Here is a 19,351-nt window from a genome sequence, read left to right on the forward strand (position 1 = left end):
TCTTTATTTATTTTTTGCAATTCTCTAAGCTGTTAGCTTTCGGTGGGGGATAGTTCACAGGTACAAAAATGTAACTATCAGTTGAGCAATTAGCTCGAACTACTTTAACCAAAGTAGAAATAGGCTCATTGCGATCGCCACCTCGAAAACTAATCGTCCCTGTAGCTCCTTGGGCTTTAAAGTTTTTGTCTGCTAAGGCTTGTTGCAAACTAACACGGCTCGGTGATGATTGTTTTTCTAAAGCTATTATCAGCGCACGAGTAGCATCATAAGCCGTAGCTGTGCGCCAACTTACATCACCTTTCCATAAATTCCTAGCCGCTTGAGGAAATTCTGGGTTTTCATTGCTTTCTAAATGATGCCATGTTACAACCACCACAAAGCGGTCTAAAGCATCTTTTCCTAACAGCAGTAAAGTATCAGGACTGTAGAGGGTATTACCTCCAACTATCCAAGAACTACCTTGATTAGCTTTGATCAACCTTAAAGTATTGGGAATAGCAAAAGTAGTGGTTCCACCATCGGGAAATACACCCAACGCTGTAACTCCTTCCTTGCGTACTTGAGCGATCGCAGCACCCGCATTAAACAGAGGGTTAGATAGATCAAATTCCTTCACAACTTTGCCGCCACTAGCTTTAAAGCTAATAAGAAATTGCTCTCGTAGAGAACGGCTAAAATTACTCCCAGGAGCGTAAAAAACGGCTGTTTGTTGGTCACGAGATTGAGCTAGTAAGTAGCTTGCTAAATATTGGGCAGCCACTCGCGTATTCGGTATAGTACGAAAGAAAACGTGATTGGGAATATCGCCCCAGCGTGAAAGTTCTTCTGATGTGCTACCAGGGGAAATTACTACCAATTTATATTCTTGATAAACAGGCACAGCTGCCAGCGTCACTTCACTTGCATAATGACCGACAACTGCTAGAATATCCCCTCTTTTCACCAGTTTATTGGCAACTTCGTGAGCTTGTTTAGGGTTATTTGCATCATCGGCAATTAACACTTTAAGACCAATACCATTAATCTTTTTTCCCTGATTTATTTCATTTTGGGATTGGGCGACTCCTCGCATCATCTCCATTGCTGTGTCTGAACTCTTGCCTATGGGAGCAACAACCGCAATAGTGTAAGCTTTTTGGTTTCCAAGTTGGGCATTATTCAGATAAATCAAAGTTTCAGGATCGCTTGGTTGTTCTTCCCGTGCCTTTTTTAATAAGCTGACAGCTTCAGCATACTTACCCTCTTTGATTTTTTGCACTCCCTGTTGTTTAAACGATACTTCAGAATCGGGAACTAAAACTTCTTCTCCACAACTTAAATTGTCCCCGATAATTTTATCGCAAGCCTTGGGTCGGTTTATTAAATAAATTATTGCTGGTATTACCGACAGTAAAATTGCACCAGATAAAATTGCCAGTGTAAGTTTTTTGTTTCGCGGTTTAAAAAGCGTTGTAGTTTCCTCATTTATATTATTACTGCTAGGAGGAATTAGGGGCTTTCGGGAAGGTTGCATAAGCTGAAAGCTGCTACTGGTTCGTTTCTCAATTTGTTTTAACCGTTGCAAAATTTCGTGTGAATTTCTCGGACGCTTTGTTGAGTATGGAGGTAAGGGAGCCATCATGTCATCAATCAAATCTGCTAAGTTTGGCAAAACTTGTGGCGCTTTGTTTCGCCAAATTAAGCGGCCCGTCTCGCTGTCTTCAGGCAGCAAATCGGGAGATATCCCTGTGACCAAATGAACAAAAGTTCGCCCCAAAGCATAAAAATCAGATGCACGAACAGCTCTGCCATTTACTTGTTCTGGAGGCGTGTAACCACGGGAAATAATTACTGTGCAGCCTTTTCCTTGTAAGTTATGCAAGTAGGTTTCTGTAGCTTCTCGTACTGCACCAAAATCAATCAAGACCAATTGATTGTCAGGTTGCAGCATAATATTAGACGGCTTAATATCTCGATGAAAATAATTGTGTTGATGTATCTTGTTTAAGATTTCTGTTATTTGTTTTAACCAGTCGCAAGCTTGCGGTTGGGTGATGGGTTTGTTGTTTTGATTCAACCAGTCTCTCAAATTGCTTCCTTCAATTTTCTCCATTACCAGACAATGCAATGGCTTGTTGCTATTTACAATATCAATTTTGAAGTATCCATCTGACTCGACTCTGGGAATACCTTGATAATTCAGCTGCTTTAGTACCTCTGCTTCCCGCTGAAATAGGCAGATTGCCTTATCGCAATCAATGTGCAAAACTTTCAGGACTTTTCGCGTACCTCCGCGACACGTATCCTCCACCTCAAAGGTGTGAGCAAAGCCTCCTTTGTCCAGACGTTTAATTACTCGATACCGTCCTGTAACTAAGATTTCTGTCCCACAGCTAGGACAAGCGAGTTGATTCGCAGGATTATCGAAATGAAGGCAGGTGGGATTGATGCAATAACTCACGACGAATACACCATCCCGATTAAAGTGGGAATGTTATAGTATTATAGTTGCTGGCGCAAAGTAAGTTAATTTCTTAAATAATCGTTTAATTAAAGTTCCTTATAACATACTTTTCCCAACTGATGGAAGTGTGAAAATAGCTCCGTTGCTTTCAGGAGAGCTTTTAGCTCAGGGAATAACGTCCTAATGGTTGGATGGCTGAGCTTATGTTGGTGGAAAATTATAGTTAAAAATTATCCTTTACTTGAGATATTGAATTCGTCTGACAATAATTTTGTCCTAAATATTTGCCAAGCTTCTGTATGATTTAGATTGGTCTAAGAGGAAAGGACGAACCTGTATATCTCCCTACACTATTGCAAAAATCCCAGCGATCGCATTCTTAATGAAGGTTGTAGTAGATGCTCCCTCGCTGGCGCTCCATCCCTCTATACTAACTACTACCCAGTGGTTACTAAGGCGCGATCGCGTAAGCTAAAATTAGCGCGATCGCGCTAATCTAATGACAATCGAAGAGCATCAGTTCCTATGTCCCAAAAAGCGATCGCTATTACCGTCAAATTATTCGCCGCCTATCAAGAAGCCTATGGAGTTTCGGAACTGTCGCGAGAATTTCCGCCAAATACACCCGTCAAAGCAGTGCTAGATAGTTTCATGGCTGAGCATCCAGAACTCAACAAATGGCGCGAATTTACCCGCTTCGGTGTAAATCTCCAATTCGTTGATCCAGATACCATTATCCAAGATGGTGATGAAGTTGTGCTGATTCCACCTGTCAGCGGCGGCTGACCCGATGCAAGGATTTTGGATTAATCAAACGAAAAGACGCGATGTTTCTCGCGTCTTTTCGTTTAGCCTCGCATTGTCTGAGCTTGATAGATTAGGTTAGGTCGCTAAGTGTTGGCTTTTAGAGGATGTCTGAAAAGTCATAATCGAGACGCTTAAACGGTCGAGATCCCCCTTGCATCCCCGTTTTCAAGGGGGAATAAGACTTGATTCTCCCCCCTTGAAAAGGGGAGCTGGGGGGGATCAAGCTAACTTTTGACACTTGTGAGACATCCTCTTAGGCAACGCATTAGTTAACAACAGTTGTATTGATGGGAGTAGTCGTTTCCGAAAGCTGAGGTTGCTCGGCTATAATCGCATTACCCAGCAGGACGGCGATAACGATCATTATTCCAAAACCAAACCCGCCAAGGGCAGGCTCACGGCGCTGATTGCAGCAGCAGCATGACTGTTGAGAGAAAGAGTCGGATCTGCAAGAACATGGCATGAGAGCGAACACCTCCAAAGTAAATGCCGAAGGTAGATGGGAATTGCAAGCTGGAAACCTGACGCTATTGCTTAACGCACTCTCAAGAGGTTGTTATCGTCGATGCGCGATGCAGCTTGTTTTTGCTCTTTTATGGAGTAGAACCATCATCCTTTCAGTAATGCTGTCTACCAGCACAATTTGTTGGCGCTGTCAACTAGCATATTATTTTTCTTCACAAGTGTTGGCTGCGTTTCGGGAAAAAGCTGAAATTTAATTGAAAAAATCTTCACAGTCCGGGCCGAAGTCAGGGGCAAAGCGATCGCTTCCCTTCCTTCGGCTTATTTCAACCCCAGATTAAGGCATCCATTCCAAAACAATGCCAACGCGACTATCTTTTTGTTGTCGGGCGTTTTGTTTCTGGATGTCAGTCGATAAGCGGAAATTACGGGTGAAGGCATAGCCTACAGAAAGCGTTGTGATGCCGACTTCTTCACTGGTGGCTGGAGCAACCCAACTCTGAGTTAAAGAGATATCTGCGGCACCAGTGCGAGACAAAACTAGCAACACTCTTGCACCGACATTAACGCCATCCGTCGAATATTTGTCAGTTTCCAGATGCCGATAGCCTACGACGGGCGCAAAGTTGACGTAACTGCCCAAGGGACGCACGTAATATCGCAAGTCTACCCCGTAGGCACTCCTGTCCCCTTCAAAGGTTCCCTGATAGTCGCCACTAACCGTTAAACCAGTGCGACCAATAAACAAATCTTCTACACCAACATTTACTCCTCCCGCTTGCCCAGATGAGGGAAACTGAGAGTAACCCAGCCGTACTCTGGTACGGAAGCTGGGGTCATTACGAATTTCTTCTAAAACATTCGGTACTTTTTCCCGCCACCGCTGCAACGCTGGACTATTTTCCATTTTTTCCGGTGTCGCTTGTGGTTGGGTTTGACTTGATGCAGGCGGTATCCCGATCAAGCTTATACCGAACGTTAACAGCCACCAATAATTTAATCTCATGCAAAAATTTTGAGGTTTAAACGCTTTAGGTAGCGAAGGGAATCGCAAAGGTACGCAGAGCCAGATTAACCTCTTTGCATACCTTTGCGTCAACCGTACCTTTGCGTTAAAAAAAGTGGCTTTGCTTTGTGCAAAACCACTTCAGTTGAAGAAGCTTAAAATTAGCGTACTGTGCCGTGTACTGATGTCATGTCAATCGGCTTCATCAGGTATAACCGCAGCAATTGCCAAGCATTGGAAACGTAGAACGGTAGCTTCTGGAAGAATTGCAGGAATTTGGGGGTGTTGGAGTTAGCGATCGCGCCCAGTTTTTCGTTATTGTTGATGCAAACATCCAGCCGTTGATAAAATTCCGGCTTGGACACATCCAGAATTACTGGAAAAACACGTCCTGCTGTTTCATTGGTCTTTTCAATCACTTTGATATCATAGTCCCGTGCATCCAATCCCAGTGAGGCGTAAAAGCCGGAACGCTGAATATCGTTAAGGTACATTGTTGCAAACACTGACAGCAGGAAGAACCGACACCACAGCTTCGCTCTCCAATCATTCAAAAACTGGGGTTGCGCTCGCATTACCGCATCGAAAAAGTCACCGTGGCGGTTTTCATCCTGACACCAGTTTTCAAAGAACCGGAAAATCGGATAAATCCGGTTTTCGGGATGTGCTTCCAAATGACGATAAATTGTGATATAGCGCCAGTAGCCAATTTTCTCAGACAGATAGGTAGCGTAGAAGATGAACTTTGGCTTAAAGAAGGTGTATTTATGAGTCTTGGTCAAAAATCCCAAGTCTAGCGACAGGTTGAAGTCTGACAGCGCCTTATTCAGGAAACCTGCATGACGCGCTTCATCCCGTGACATCAGGTTAAAGCCTTCCGCCAACAGTGGATTTTTGTCTTTCAATCTGCGTCCCAGCTCTTTGTACAGCAGGAAACCGGAGAATTCTGCTGTGCAGGAACGTTCTAGGAATTCGATAAATAATTTGCGAGTTTCCCCGTCGATGCTATCCCACGATTGTTCAAATTCTGCATCTCTGACAAAGTGGTGACGGTTGTAGTCAGCGCGAAACTCTTCCAGCAGCGCTTTGAGTTCTTCTTCATTCGGCGAGAGATCCATCTTCGCCATTTCATCAAAGTCGGTGGTATAGAACCTGGGTGTCAGCAAAGTTTCTTTTGCTGGTACTTTCACCCCTGGTCTTAATTCTTCAAAGCTGGGTTTTTTGAGGGAATCCACCATATTCTCTTTCTCTCTTGTTATAAATTCTGTCGCTCTCACTCTTTGCCTGCGTTCCAGTCTACCAATCTCCAGGGTAGCGATCGCTCACCTGTTCGGTTAAGACTTGCTAAGCACTTTCAACTTTTGTCACATTTGCTGGGGACTGGGAGCTGGGACTGGGAGCTAGGGACTAGGGACTGGGTAAGATTCTTCCCTATTCCCAATTCCCAATTCCCAATTCCCAATTCCCCAATTCCCAATTCCCAAAACAAAATATCTATCATTGAAACCAGGATACCTGAAGCAAAGCGGGAATTTTATGAACAATGTCTCCACTGCCTATTTTCTTTGGCTCGGCTGTTTATTTTCCCCGCCCATAGCGGGGCTGCATCGCCTTTACAATGGAAAAATCGGGACTGGTCTGCTGTGGCTGTTTACTTTTGGTTTATTTGGTGTCGGGCAGGTAGTGGATTTATTTTTGATTCCTCGAATGGTAGAAGAGCATAACGCCCTGTCTAAAGCCAAATTGGGGGTATCTGCCAATGGTGTGCCTTTGTCGCAGCCTGCGATCGCTCTCACCAAGCAAGAGCTAACCCGTGACGAAATGATGCTCAAACTTCTGAAAGCCGCCGCTGTTAGAGGGGGCAAACTTTCCGTCACCCAAGCAGTGATGGAAACTGGGCTTAACTTTACCCAGGTAGAAGCCACGTTGAAAGACATGGTTAAAAGTGGCTACGTTATGATTGACAATCATCCCGAAACAGGCATCGTCATTTACGAGTTCATCGAGTTGTAAAAGGGTTTATCGAATACTTGCAATACCCCCTACAGGTGTTACCTGGGGCTAAAGCCGAATGTAGAGACGTTGTATATAACATCTCTACATTCGTCAGGCATTTTCACTAATTTCTAGTCAGCCACTTTTGAGCATTCAACCGCTGCGTAACCCCAAACACCAGTAAATCTAGCGTTATTTTACGCTCATCACACAAAAAAGGCTCAATCGTGCTAGGTTTAGAACCTTCATAACAGGAAAAAGCTCTTTGTTTTTGGATGTCTTCTTCAGGGAAATAAACGTTAAATTGACGTTTACCGCCTTGCCAACTACCGTAGACTTGCCAGCAGTCCGAGACTTCTTGAAGCGATCGCTTTTCCAACTTTAACTCTAAATCTTGAACACCCGTTTTCTCAAGTGCTGTTTTTAAAGCTGGCAAGTAGTCTTGTTGGATAAATTCCATAAATGGCTTATCTTCAACCGCCGGAGCTTTTTCTTTTTTTGCGGCTGCGGGTTTGGCTGCTGGCTTATCCCCATCTTTAGCGGGTTTGGCTGCTGGCTTATCCCCATCTTTAGCGGCTTTAGCCGCTGGCTTGTCCTCTTTCGGTACTTGTGCAGTTTTTTTAGGATTTGGCTGCACTTGAGCCGAGTCATCTGGAGTTGATGCCGCGGTAGAAGATTTCTCGCCAGCAGCGTTAGGGTTGACTTCTGGATTGGTGGATGCGGGGTCGGGGGCGTTTGCTGTAGGAATGTTGGTTGCTACATCCGCGTCGGTACTGGGAGCATTGTCCTCAGAAACATCGGGAGCTTGTTTATCAACAGTGCTGGGAGCTACCTCTTCAGCATCATTATGATTAATTTCTTCTGGCATTCTTCTACTCCAAGGCTTGACGGTTCCTTTATTGCCAATCCTAACTTGAATCAGCCTCCAGCCTGCGCTGCCACAATGCTTACTTCATCGCCTTCTTTGAGAGGTGTTTTGGCTCCTTCCAAAAAGCGGATGTCTTCGCTGTTAACGTAGAAGTTTACAAATCTGCGTACCTCCCCTTGTTCGTCGCAAAGACGCATTTTGATGCCAGGGAAGCTTTGCTCTAGGGATTCGAGCAATTCACTAATCGTACTGCCATTACCTTCGACAGCGGCTTGATTGTTTGTCAGCTTTTGTAGAGGAGTGGGAATTAAAACTTTGACGGACATAGTAATCAGTAATTGGTAATTGTCAATTTCTCGTTCCCAGCATCTGACTGGGAACGAAATAAGGAGGCTCTACCTCGGTGCTAAGAAAATTAGACCAGCACTTGCTGCCAGTCGAGACGCTCCAGTGTACGCGATCGCTCCAAGGCACGCTCGAAACTATCCAACTTCGCCTCAATTGTCAGCGGTTCACCAATGTATCCTTGCACGGCTTCCTGAGTTTTCAGCCCGTTGCCCGTGATATATACAACAGTGGTTTCCGAAGGATCAATCTTACCAGCTTCCACCAGCTTTTTCAGCACAGCCACAGTTGTGCCGCCAGCAGTTTCGGTGAAGATGCCTTCAGTTTCAGCCAACAGCTTGATGCCGTCAACAATTTCTGCATCGTTGACTGATTCGATGCTGCCGTTTGTTTTCTTAGCTATTTCCAGCGCATAGACTCCATCAGCAGGGTTGCCGATAGCGATGGATTTAGCAATTGTATTCGGCTTGACTGGGGTCACAAAGTCGCGTCCATCCCGATAAGCTTGGGCAATGGGGGAACAACCTTCTGCCTGTGCGCCACTGAAACGGACGCTCTTTTCGTCAACCAGCCCAACTTTGATAAATTCTTGGAACCCTTTGTAGATTTTGGTGAACAGAGAACCAGAGGCAAGAGGGGCAACGATATGATCCGGCAACTGCCAGCCTAGCTGTTCTGCAACTTCATAGCCAAGGGTTTTGGAACCTTCGGAGTAGTAGGGGCGCAAATTGATATTGACAAATCCCCAGCCTTGTGTATTGGCAACTTCGCAGCAGAGGCGGTTTACTTGGTCGTAGTTACCTTGAACTGCCATAACCGTAGGGCCGTAGATGAGCGTACCCAGGACTTTGCCAGCTTCGAGGTCAGCGGGGATGAAAACGCAGCAGTCTAGTCCGGCGTGGGCAGCGATCGCAGCTGTAGAATTAGCCAAATTTCCTGTACTGGCGCAGGACACCGTAGTGAAACCTAACTCCTGCGCTCTTGTTAAAGCCACCGACACCACCCGGTCTTTAAAGCTCAGGGTGGGCATATTGACGGCATCGTTTTTAATATAAAGATTTTTAATACCCAGGCGACGTGCCAAGCGATTTGCTTTAACTAGCGGTGTCATGCCAGTTCCTACATCAATCGGTGTTTCGGTGACAACTGGCAAAAATGGACGATAGCGCCAAATTGAGTTCGGCCCTTTCTGAATACTTTCACGAGTAACGGTGCGGCGCAGCGCATCGTAGTCATAGGTTACTTCCAAAGGGCCAAAACAAAACTCACATACATGAGTTGCCTTGGGTTCGTACTCGGTGCCGCACTCTTTACACTTAAGCGCTTTAAAGGTTGCCGTTGTTGACTGGGTTGCCTGGGTCATGGGTATTTACACTCTACTGAACTTCCGTCATCAGTTCGGTTGATACTAGCACAGGTAAAAATACCCGTCAAATATATCCGACTATTTTAGTCGGGATTAACAGAACGCTAGTTGTGTTAACTATTCCCCACGGTTAACAGGGTGTGTTGCTCTGGGGTGATGATAATCCAGAGCTTCTGGATAAACGAACCAAAATTATTGGCAGCCTGAGAATAAGATATATCTTTTGCCTTGGTAAATAATTCTTCACCGCGATCGCATCCCCAAAACAAAAAGCCCCCACACGGGGGCTTTTTGCGTAGCTGCGCCTTCTGGCGTTCGGCATTTTAATTAGTTGGGAAATTAGTACGCGATCGCATCCCCAAAACAAAAAGCCCCCGTGTGGGGGCTTTTTGCGTAGCTTGCGCCTTCCGGCATTCGGCCTTTTAATTAGCACCAATTTCCGGCGCACGCAAAGACACGGTTTCCGTACTCTGTCGCTGTTGCGCCAAAGACGGTACAGAATCTCGCAATCTTGCCGTCAGCTGTATCGTTGTCGCATCATAAATCTGCGTCAACAACTTCGGATAAAAACCAATGCCAATAATTGGCACCAACAGACAGGCAATAATAAACACCTCTCGTGGTTCAGCATCGATCAAGGCTTCGTGTTCAACTAATTCCTTGTTCTCCGAACCATAGAAAATTTCCCGCAGCATCGAGAGTAGGTATATTGGTGTCAAGATCACACCAACAGCCGCTAGGAAGACCACTATCACCTTAAAAGTCGAGTTATAAGCATCGCTGGTAGCAAAGCCGACAAACACCATCAATTCCGCCACAAAGCCGCTCATCCCAGGCAACGCCAAAGATGCCATCGAACAGGTAGTGAACATGGCGAAAATTTTCCGCATTTTCTGCCCGACACCGCCCATTTCATCCAGCATCAGCGTGTGAGTGCGATCGTAAGTCGCTCCCACCAGGAAGAATAAACTCGCCCCAATTAAGCCGTGGGAAACCATTTGCAGTACCGCACCACTCAAACCTAAATCGGTGAATGAGGCAATCCCAATCAGCACAAATCCCATGTGAGAGATCGAAGAATAGGCGATTTTGCGCTTCAGGTTGCGCTGGGCAAAAGAGGTGAGAGCAGCGTAGATGATGTTAGTAACACCCAGAATCACCAACGCTGGCGCAAACAGCGCATGAGCGTCAGGGAGGATCTGGGCGTTCATCCGAATCAGCGCGTAGCCGCCCATCTTCAGCAAAATTCCCGCCAGCAACATATGCACGGGCGCGGTAGCTTCGCCGTGGGCATCAGGAAGCCAGGTATGTAGGGGAATGATGGGCAGCTTAACGCCGTAGGCTATTAGGAATCCGGCGTAAATCCAGAGTTGGAAATTGAGGGCGTAATCTTTGGCAGCCAGCGCGCTCATATCGAACGTTACCGTATCGCCGTAGAACGCCATCGCCAGCGCTGCCACTAAAATGAACAGCGAAGCGCCTGCGGTGTAGAGGATAAACTTGGTCGCCGCATAAAGACGCTTTTTACCGCCCCAGATTGCCAATAGCAGGTATACCGGAATCAGTTCCAGTTCCCACACTAGGAAAAACAACAGCATATCTTGGACAGCAAACACGGCAATTTGACCGCCGTACATTGCCAGAAGCAAAAAGTAAAACAGCTTCGGCTTAAAAGTTACAGGCCAAGCTGCCAAAGTTGCCAGTGTGGTGATGAAGCCAGTAAGCAACACCAGGGGCATTGACAAGCCATCTACGCCCACCGACCATTTTAAATCCAGCTGCGGCACCCAAGAATAACTCTCTACCAGTTGCAAACCGGGGTTAGAAAAGTCGTACTGGGTATAGAAGGTGTATACTATGACCGCGAAATCAATCAGCCCGACAATCAGGGCGTACCAACGCACTGTTTTGCCATCTTTATCCGGCACCAGCGGCACCAGCAGAGAGGCAGCGACGGGAAACAAAATGATGAAAGTCAGCCAAGGAAAGTTTGCATTCATTGGTAATTGCTAATTGCTATTTGCTAATTGGCAATTGGGGAAAGGGTGATTGGGGATTGGGAATTGGTGAAAAGTCTTACCCAGTCCCTAGCCCCCAGTCTCCAGTCCCTAGTCCCCATTTCCCAATATCAAGTGACACCAAAGACAATCACGCCTACCAGCACCGCAGCAAACACAATCAGCGCATAGAATTGGACGCGACCAGTTTCAAAGTATTTCAGGCTTTCACCACTTAAGAGGGTAGCTAATCCGGTGAGGTTAACTGCACCATCGACAACTCGAAAGTCCACTTCCATAACTTGTCGTGCTATGCGGCGGCATCCCTGAACAAAAAGGTTGTCATAGATTTCGTCAAAGTACCACTTGTTGAGAGAAAGCTTGTACAGGAAGGGGATTTTGGATGCGATCGCTGCCGGATCGATTTTGCCATGCAAGTACATCAGAGAAGCCAAAGTAATTCCGATCAAGGCAATTCCTACTGAATTACCACCCATGATCAGAAATTCCGTCAAGTTGAACTCGGTTGCTTTTTCCAAAACTTCCTCAACGGACTCGCTTGGCGCGTGAATGAACTCCTCAAAGTAGTTGTGGAATGGCGTTCCCACCAAACCAATTAGCGCCGAAGGCACCGCCAAAATTAGTAATGGCAGCGTCATAGAAATTGGTGACTCGTGGGGATACTCACTGTGGCTGTGGTCGTCGTGGCTATCATGTGCTTTAGCCTTCAACTCTCTGGTATCCATTGCCCCCGGGCCAAAATTAGGACTAAGGGTTGCGGACTCAGAACCCAGTTCTAAGGTAGATTTAGCGCCTGCTAGAAGTTGCTTGCGAATATCCATCTCATTGCCCCGGAATTCGCCCTCAAACGTCCGGAAGTACATCCGGAACATATAGAAAGCGGTCATCCCAGCCGTCAGCCAACCGATGCCCCACAGCAACGGATTAGCGCCAAAGGCAGAACCCAAGATTTCATCTTTCGACCAGAAGCCAGCAAAAGGCGGAATCCCACTAATTGCCAAAGTTCCCACCAAAAACGTCATGGCGGTAATCGGCATATACTTTCGCAGTCCCCCCATCAGCCGCATATCCTGATTTAGGGCGGTATCGTGACCCACAACATCTTCCATGCCGTGAATTACAGAACCAGAACCCAAAAACAGCATCGCCTTGAAGTAGGCGTGAGTCATCAGGTGAAACAAACCAGCAGTGTATGCCCCTACTCCCATCGCCATCACCATATAGCCCAGTTGGGACATAGTGGAATAGGCTAGACCCTTCTTGATATCGTTTTGGGTAATAGCGATTGTGGCACCTGTAAAGGCGGTAACGGCTCCCGTCCAGGCAATCACATCCATTGCCACTGGGATGCCTTCAAACACCGGATACATCCGGGCAATTAGGAAAACACCAGCCGCCACCATCGTTGCCGCGTGAATCAGCGCAGAGATGGGCGTAGGGCCTTCCATCGCGTCTGGTAGCCAGACGTGTAGGGGAACCTGGGCAGATTTTGCCACAGGCCCCATAAATACTAAAACTGCGAACAGGGCGGCAAGACCGGCGCTGAGGTAGCCAGATTCGACCAATGTGTGCAAGCGATCGCCCATCACGTCGAACTCAAAGCTGCCAGTTGCCCAGTAAAGCCCCAGCATCCCCAACAGCAGACCAAAATCGCCAACGCGGTTGGTTACAAAAGCTTTTTGACAGGCATCAGCTGCCCCTTTGCGGTCATACCAGAACCCGATCAGTAGGTACGAACACATACCGACCAGTTCCCAGAAAATATAAACCTGTACCAGGTTTGGGCTGACCACTAGACCCAACATTGAGGAGCTAAATAGGCTCAGGTAGGCGTAAAATCGCACATACCCCGGATCGTGAGCCATGTAGCCATCGGTATAAATCATCACCAGGAAGGCTACTGTCGTCACGATGACCAGCATCAAGGCTGTTAAATGGTCAATCGTGTAGCCCATATTCAGGTGAAAATTTCCTGCTGCTGCCCATTCTAGGGCGCGGGTGTAGGGCGGGTGTCCGTGAAATTGACTCCAAAGCAAAGCTAAGGAGTAACCCATCGCCGCCCCCAGCAGGGAAACTATAACTACGGCGTTTAACTGCCGTAGACGGTTAGTAAGTTGGTTAATCGAAATTAGTCCCAGACCGACCAGCATCGCCCCAGCTAGTGGCAGCACCGGGATGATCCAGGCATACTGATAGAGTGGTTCCATCACTAACGCCTACTTTATATTTCTTCACTAATTTGGCAAGACCGTTTACATTGTGACATACACAGTCCTCTAAAGTATTTATAACTAAACGTTTAGGAAGCGACAAAGCAATAGAAAAAAATAAACCCATCGGTAGAGATAACCAATGGGTTCATTGTTTGGGGGATTGGGGATTGGGGATTGGAGATTGGAGATTTGGAAAAAGTCTTACCTAGTCCCTAGTTCCCAGTCCCCAGTCCCCTTTTTAGGCCGAATTCGGCAGACAGCTAACCATAATTTTCTCCAGCCCTAGCCGTAAATCATCCCGTCCTTGGAAGCCATCAATGCGGTGAACCGCTTTGCCACCTTCAAACAAGATTAGCGTTGGCAGAGTTTTCAGGCGATAAGTATTCGCCAGCTTCAAATTTTGATCGGCGTTAATTCCAACTAATTTAACTTGTCCGCCCCATTCCGCTTGAAATCGCGTCAGGAGAGGGTTGATCAACCGGCACACTCCACACCAAGGTGCCGAAAAATGAACTAAAACAGGGGTCGAAGATTCTAAAACTTCTTGTGTAAACGTCCGTTCGCTTACAGAAAGCACCATGATCCCTCTAGATTTTATGGTTTTTTACTATTAATAGCCTGCGTTATTAGGTTGTGGGCTATAGGAAACTTGGTCAATGGGTGGGTAAAAATACTTACTCCATATCACCTGTTACCTGTTAACTATTCCTAATTGATATGGCTATTTGGGATCATGCTACATCCAATTGGGATCGCGTGACGCTTTTTGATCGCTAAACTACCAATTGAGTTTTGCTGTCGATCCAATCAACAAGGGGTGCGCCCACCACAGCAGCAGGATGAAACCGACGACTCCCGCATAGGAGGGACGGAGAAATTCTTGCAACTTAAGGGTTTGACGACCTTGCAGAAGCGCTAAGAAGGGGATGACAGAGGTACGAGATTTGGCAGCAACAAAGGCTTCTCCATAGCGAGCTAAAAGACGGCGATCGCCATGCCATACTGCGAATAAATGGTGTAGCACTAATCCTACTGATGTCAATAGGGTGAAGCTGGTGCCAATCCAAAGCGTGTGGGCAATACACCAAATTACCTGTCCTACCATCTGGGGGTGCCTGGTGATGCGGATAATCCCAGTTTCGTACAGATGGACTTGGGGCTTTTCGATGGCGGCGATTTCCAGCAAATTGAAGGTGGCGGGATAGAGAAACAAAAAGGAGATGGCTGAGAGTACCCATACCAGGGTTTGCACGCCTGTCACACCTTGAACTTGCCACAGTTGGACGCCATCATAGCGATGATTGAAAAAGTAAATTATCAACACCACCGCCAAGGGAAGACTGACGAGGGCAAACAGGATGCGGTAGAGTCGGGGGCCAATTCGTTTTTCGCCCCACGGTCTTAGCGCCGCTAACCCACTGTGAGCGATCGCAAACCCTAAAAGTAGCGCCAGCATTACCCAGTGGCTAGGAGTAAGAACCTCAAATAACATAAACTTCGATTACACAATAGGGACTTTTGGACTGGGTAATGGCGAAAAAGGTAATAGGTTTATATAGGTAGGTGCCAATTTTCTTTTTCGCCATTACCGATTACCCATTCTCTAAGCAAAAACCATACCCCCAAATATTAAGCGCGGGACTTGATCTCGTGTTGTGTTACTGTCGATGACTGAGAGGCTTGACAAGGTCGTGGGCAATAAATCACGCTCAAAGGAAGCGCGATCTCCAAAATTGTTAGTTGCCTCAGTCGCTCCTTCCCCTGTTTCGGGTAAAGCCTGTATGTCTGACCTTCCTTTCACTTTAGACCAACTCCGCATTCTTAAAGCGATCGCCGCTGAGGGGAGCTTCAAGCGTGCCGCCGATAGCCTGTATGTTTCGCAACCCGCTGTCAGCCTCCAAGTGCAAAACTTAGAGCGACAGTTAGATGTGCCGTTGTTCGACCGGGGTGGACGCCGCGCCCAGCTAACGGAAGCAGGGCATCTCCTCCTCAGCTATGGGGAAAAAATCCTGACACTTTGCCAGGAAACTTGCCGCGCGATTGAAGATTTGCAAAATCTCCAAGGCGGTACGCTGATTATCGGTGCTTCTCAGACGACAGGAACGTATTTGTTGCCCCGGATGATTGGGATGTTTCGGCAACAATATCCGGATGTAGCAGTGCAATTACACGTTCACTCGACGCGCCGCACTGCTTGGAGTGTCGCTAATGGGCAAGTTGACCTGGCAATTATCGGCGGAGAAGTTCCTTCTGAGCTACATGACTCCTTAGATATTATTCCCTACGCCGAAGATGAGTTGGCGTTGATCTTGCCAGTCTTTCATCCCTTCGCCAAACTGGAAACCATCCACAGAGAAGATTTGTATAAATTGCAGTTTATTGCCTTGGACTCTCAATCAACCATTCGTAAGGTTATTGACCAAGTGCTCACACGCAGCGACATTGATACTCGCCGCCTCAAAATCGAGATGGAACTAAACTCGATTGAAGCGATAAAAAATGCTGTGCAAGCAGGATTAGGAGCAGCTTTTGTTTCAGTTTCGGCGATAGAAAAAGAGTTGCAGATGGGCGTTCTCCACAGGGCTCACATTGACGATGTAGTGGTTAAACGGACGCTGTGGGTGATTGTTAACCCGAATCGCTACCGCTCTAAGGCAGCAGAAGCTTTTACTAAAGAAATTTTGCCAGAATTTGCCTCACCTGGATGGGGAAAGGTGCTGGAGGAGTCATCTGTCCTTGAAGCAGATGCTTTTAAAGCAGCTGCTCCTAACCCAGCAGGAAGTTAAGCTTAGGTTAGTCATTAGCCCTTAGTCCTTAGTTTATGACCAATGGCTAATGACTAACGGCAAGGACTAATGACTCATGACTCATGGAAATTTATTGCACCCGTCCAGGCTGCCCCCGACCCCAAAACTTTTTTTCCGAGCTCGATAACAACACTATTCTCAAGACGGTGCAACAAAAGTATTGCACTACTTGTGGAATGCCCCTAATTTTAGATGGGCGCTATGTGCCAACAAAGCTGTTGGGGCGTGGGGGATTTGGGGCGGCGTTTCTCGCACGCGATCGCCGCACTCCTGGTATGCGCTACTGCGTAGTAAAACAGTTTCAACCTGTGGGCGACTTAAACCCAGAACAGCTACAAATCGCCCAAAATTTATTTGAACGGGAAGGAGAAGTTTTAGAAGACTTGGGCAGGCACCAGCAAATTCCAGACTTGTTTGCTTTCTTTGAAATAATACTGCCCAGTATGCAAACGGGAAAACAAGATCAGTTTTTCTATCTGGTACAGGAATTTATCGATGGACAAAACTTGGAGGAGGAACTAGCGGCTAAGGGACAGTTCTCACAAGCCGAGGTGTTGCAACTGTTGCAGGAAATCCTCCCGGTGCTGAAGTTTGTCCATGACAATAACTCGATCCACCGAGATATTAAGCTTTCTAACATCATGCGTCGTAAAGACGGTTTGATTTATCTGTTAGATTTTGGTGCCGTCAAGCAGGTGACGAAGGGAACGACTGGTGGATCGTCAACTGGGATTTATTCGATGGGATTCGCGCCACCAGAGCAAATGAGTAGGGGACAAATCTACCCGTCAACAGATTTGTATGCTTTGGCTGTGACTTGCATTACCTTGGTGACTGGCAAGCAGCCAAACGAGCTATTTGATACTTTCAACAACCAGTGGAACTGGAGAAGTCAGGCAAAAGTAAGCGATCGCTTTGCCGAAATCCTCGACCGAATGCTCTTGCCTGCACCTAATCAACGCTTTCAGTCCGCCCAGGAAGTTCTCAGCGCCATCAACGCCATCAACCAAACAACGCCACCGCCGCAACCAGTAGCACCCACTCAGGTTCCTTCGACCCGCCCAGTAGCGCCAGCAGCGCCTGTTAGCCTCCCAACACCCGCACCGACTCAACCGCCAGCCCCCGTCCCACTTCCCTCTAAAGCGAGATTTTCTCTAATAGAAATCTTGGCAGGGGCAGCTTTCACTGGGTTTGAGGGTGGCTTACTGTTGATAGCCTTGAGCAGTCTTTTGCCATCACCAGGGATTAGCATTGGATTATTGGGGATGGTTATCGGAGGTCTGATTTTTGCCCAATATCGCCGCCTAATTGAAGGCAAGGATTTGCCAATTATTGCTGGCATTACCCTGCTAGTTGTGATGTTCCTCCCCGGCGTGAAAACGTTGATTGCCAGCTTGATACCTGGAAATCCTGCGATCGCGGGTGTATTATTTGTGGCGATTGTAGCTGCGGCGGGCGCGATCGCAATTACAGCCCTGTTTCGCCTCATCTACAAATTGCTTTCTAGTATATTTTAAATCTCTTGTATAATTGACCGCTTTATGTCTCACAAAAATGAAACTGCGGTTCTAGTAACATCTTTATTTATCACTGCTATCTTCATAGCAGCTGTTGCTTGGTGGGTTACAAAACCGCAAGACAAACCTCCGGGTGTACCAACATCCCCAAATGGCCCGGTAGATACAACCCCAGAAAATCCGCTCAACTCTATCAGTTTTGGGGAAAAAATTTTAGTGGCAGAGGAGGTTAGAGGTGGGAGTCCTGCCTTCAAAACTTTAAAACAAGCGGGAGTAAATGACATTGCAGCCGGAAAATATAATGAAGCAGTTTCCCAACTATCAGCAGCACTAAGGGAAAACCGTAACGCTCCCGAAACGTTAATTTATTTAAACAATGCCCGAATTAATCTTAATCAGCAAAAATCTTACACGATTGCCGTAGCCGTACCGATTGGCAGTGACCCGAATGGTTCTTTAGAGGTATTGCGCGGGGTGGCTCTTGCCCAAAATGAAATTAATCAGGCTGGGGGAATTAACGGGGTACTGCTAAAAGTAGCGATCGCCAACGACAATAATCAAGAAGAACAAGCAAAAAAAATTGCCAGCGCCTTAGTTGACAATAAAGACGTTTTAGGAGTTGTCGGTCATTGGGCAAGTCAAGTTACTTTAGCAGTGGCTCCCATCTACGACTCTAAACTTGTTGCGATTTCCCCTATCAGTACCGCCGTTAGTCTTTCCGGCAAAAGTCTCTATATTTTTCGCACCGTCCCCAGCGATTATATGGCGGCTAGGGCGTTAGCGGATTATATGCTTACCAAATTGCAACGGAGAAAGGTAGCTGTTTTCTTTAATTCCAAAAGTACCTATAGTCAGTCCCTCAAGTCTGAGTTTGTCACGGCTGTTGGACTGGCAGGCGGGCAGGTGAAAAATGAGTATGACCTATCTGATTCTGCTTTTAGTGCTGCTGGGAGTGTAGAACAGGCAATTGAGCAAGGGGCAGAGGTGCTCATGTTAGCCTCAAACACGGGTGAACTAGACAAGGCACTTCAGGTAGTTCAGGTAAACCGGAAACGGTTAAGTATGCTGGCAGGAGATGATGTTTACGCGATCAAAACTTTGGAAATTGGTGCAGATGCGGCACTAGGAATGGTGGTGGCTGTTCCCTGGGACATTGACGGCGACCCAACTTCAGCCTTTCCCCGCCAAGCCAGAGAGCTTTTTGGATCTGATGTGAACTGGCGTACCGCCCTCGCCTATGATGCTGCAAAGGCTTTGATTGCGGCGATCCAGCGCAACCCCACCCGAACCGGGGTGCAACAAGCGCTCGCATCATCAGACTTTACGACAAAGGGAGCCTCTGGCACAATTGGTTTTTTGCCGTCAGGCGATCGCAATGGGACAATTCAACTGGTGAAAATCGTTGCCGATAAGCGCTCACCAACTACCTATGACTTTGTACCAGTACCTCGATGATAGAGCAACAAAGATTAAACTAAGGTTGCAACAGCCCTAAACTAAC

17 protein-coding genes are annotated in these 19,351 nt (G+C 46.9%); 6 read left to right on the forward strand and 11 right to left on the reverse strand.

The window, feature by feature from the left end; genetic code table 11:
- Positions 1-7: 7 nt before the first annotated feature.
- Entirely contained in the window at positions 8-2,443 is a 2,436-nt protein-coding gene (locus tag NDI42_RS10565; RefSeq protein ID WP_190452500.1) for a bifunctional serine/threonine-protein kinase/ABC transporter substrate-binding protein, read from the reverse strand.
- 528 nt (positions 2,444-2,971) lie between these two features.
- Between NDI42_RS10565 and NDI42_RS10570 the strand changes: the two genes are divergently transcribed.
- A complete protein-coding gene (locus NDI42_RS10570; RefSeq protein WP_190452502.1) occupies positions 2,972-3,232 on the forward strand; it encodes a MoaD/ThiS family protein in 261 nt (86 codons plus the stop codon).
- Positions 3,233-3,714: 482 nt separating this feature from the next.
- Complete coding sequence (locus tag NDI42_RS10575) at positions 3,715-3,972, forward strand: hypothetical protein (RefSeq protein ID WP_190452503.1); 258 nt, start codon at positions 3,715-3,717, stop codon at positions 3,970-3,972.
- Between the two features lie 80 nt (positions 3,973-4,052).
- On the opposite strand, the gene NDI42_RS10580 is transcribed toward NDI42_RS10575, so the two are convergent.
- Entirely contained in the window at positions 4,053-4,721 is a 669-nt protein-coding gene (locus NDI42_RS10580; RefSeq protein WP_190452505.1) for a hypothetical protein, read from the reverse strand.
- Between the two features lie 161 nt (positions 4,722-4,882).
- The gene (acsF, locus tag NDI42_RS10585) at positions 4,883-5,959 is read right to left on the reverse strand and encodes a magnesium-protoporphyrin IX monomethyl ester (oxidative) cyclase (RefSeq protein WP_190424573.1); all 1,077 of its coding nucleotides are present in this window, start codon (positions 5,957-5,959) and stop codon (positions 4,883-4,885) included.
- A 298-nt stretch (positions 5,960-6,257) separates the two neighbouring features.
- Here acsF and NDI42_RS10590 point away from each other — a divergent pair, with 298 nt between their 5' ends.
- Positions 6,258-6,734 (forward strand): TM2 domain-containing protein, encoded by a 477-nt coding sequence (locus tag NDI42_RS10590; protein WP_190424571.1) that lies wholly within the window; start codon positions 6,258-6,260, stop codon positions 6,732-6,734.
- A 106-nt stretch (positions 6,735-6,840) separates the two neighbouring features.
- Here the strand turns inward: NDI42_RS10590 and NDI42_RS10595 are convergent, their stop codons facing one another.
- From NDI42_RS10595 to NDI42_RS10630, 8 genes are all read right to left on the reverse strand, one after another.
- Positions 6,841-7,584 carry a DUF2996 domain-containing protein gene (locus NDI42_RS10595; RefSeq protein ID WP_190452507.1) on the reverse strand — a complete coding sequence of 248 codons (744 nt, stop codon included), beginning with the start codon at positions 7,582-7,584 and terminating at the stop codon, positions 6,841-6,843.
- 50 nt (positions 7,585-7,634) lie between these two features.
- Positions 7,635-7,910, reverse strand: coding sequence for a MoaD/ThiS family protein (locus tag NDI42_RS10600; RefSeq protein ID WP_190424568.1), 276 nt, complete (start codon positions 7,908-7,910; stop codon positions 7,635-7,637).
- Positions 7,911-7,999: 89 nt separating this feature from the next.
- Positions 8,000-9,292, reverse strand: a complete 1,293-nt coding sequence (thrC, locus tag NDI42_RS10605; protein WP_190452509.1) for a threonine synthase — start codon at positions 9,290-9,292, stop codon at positions 8,000-8,002.
- 116 nt (positions 9,293-9,408) lie between these two features.
- Complete coding sequence (locus NDI42_RS10610) at positions 9,409-9,564, reverse strand: hypothetical protein (protein ID WP_190452510.1); 156 nt, start codon at positions 9,562-9,564, stop codon at positions 9,409-9,411.
- A gap of 153 nt (positions 9,565-9,717) precedes the next feature.
- Positions 9,718-11,295, reverse strand: a complete 1,578-nt coding sequence (ndhD1, locus tag NDI42_RS10615) for a photosynthetic/respiratory NAD(P)H-quinone oxidoreductase subunit D1 (protein ID WP_190452512.1) — start codon at positions 11,293-11,295, stop codon at positions 9,718-9,720.
- Positions 11,296-11,423: 128 nt separating this feature from the next.
- The gene (locus tag NDI42_RS10620; protein WP_190452513.1) at positions 11,424-13,520 is read right to left on the reverse strand and encodes an NAD(P)H-quinone oxidoreductase subunit 5; all 2,097 of its coding nucleotides are present in this window, start codon (positions 13,518-13,520) and stop codon (positions 11,424-11,426) included.
- A gap of 244 nt (positions 13,521-13,764) precedes the next feature.
- On the reverse strand, positions 13,765-14,106 hold the full coding sequence (locus NDI42_RS10625; RefSeq protein WP_190424558.1) for a thioredoxin family protein: 342 nt from the start codon (positions 14,104-14,106) through the stop codon (positions 13,765-13,767).
- A 198-nt stretch (positions 14,107-14,304) separates the two neighbouring features.
- Positions 14,305-15,018, reverse strand: a complete 714-nt coding sequence (locus NDI42_RS10630) for an NnrU family protein (RefSeq protein ID WP_190444692.1) — start codon at positions 15,016-15,018, stop codon at positions 14,305-14,307.
- A 289-nt stretch (positions 15,019-15,307) separates the two neighbouring features.
- Between NDI42_RS10630 and NDI42_RS10635 the strand changes: the two genes are divergently transcribed.
- The 3 genes from NDI42_RS10635 (at position 15,308) to NDI42_RS10645 (ending at position 19,305) form a co-directional block, all read left to right on the forward strand.
- Positions 15,308-16,312, forward strand: coding sequence for a LysR family transcriptional regulator (locus NDI42_RS10635; RefSeq protein ID WP_190424554.1), 1,005 nt, complete (start codon positions 15,308-15,310; stop codon positions 16,310-16,312).
- Between the two features lie 83 nt (positions 16,313-16,395).
- Positions 16,396-17,850: a serine/threonine-protein kinase gene (locus tag NDI42_RS10640; protein ID WP_190452515.1), complete on the forward strand. Its 1,455-nt coding sequence runs from the start codon at positions 16,396-16,398 to the stop codon at positions 17,848-17,850.
- 24 nt (positions 17,851-17,874) lie between these two features.
- Positions 17,875-19,305 (forward strand): ABC transporter substrate-binding protein, encoded by a 1,431-nt coding sequence (locus NDI42_RS10645; RefSeq protein ID WP_190452517.1) that lies wholly within the window; start codon positions 17,875-17,877, stop codon positions 19,303-19,305.
- Positions 19,306-19,351 lie beyond the last annotated feature (46 nt).

The sequence above is a fragment of the Funiculus sociatus GB2-C1 genome (assembly GCF_039962115.1).
Taxonomy (GTDB): Bacteria; Cyanobacteriota; Cyanobacteriia; order Cyanobacteriales; family FACHB-T130; genus Funiculus; species Funiculus sociatus.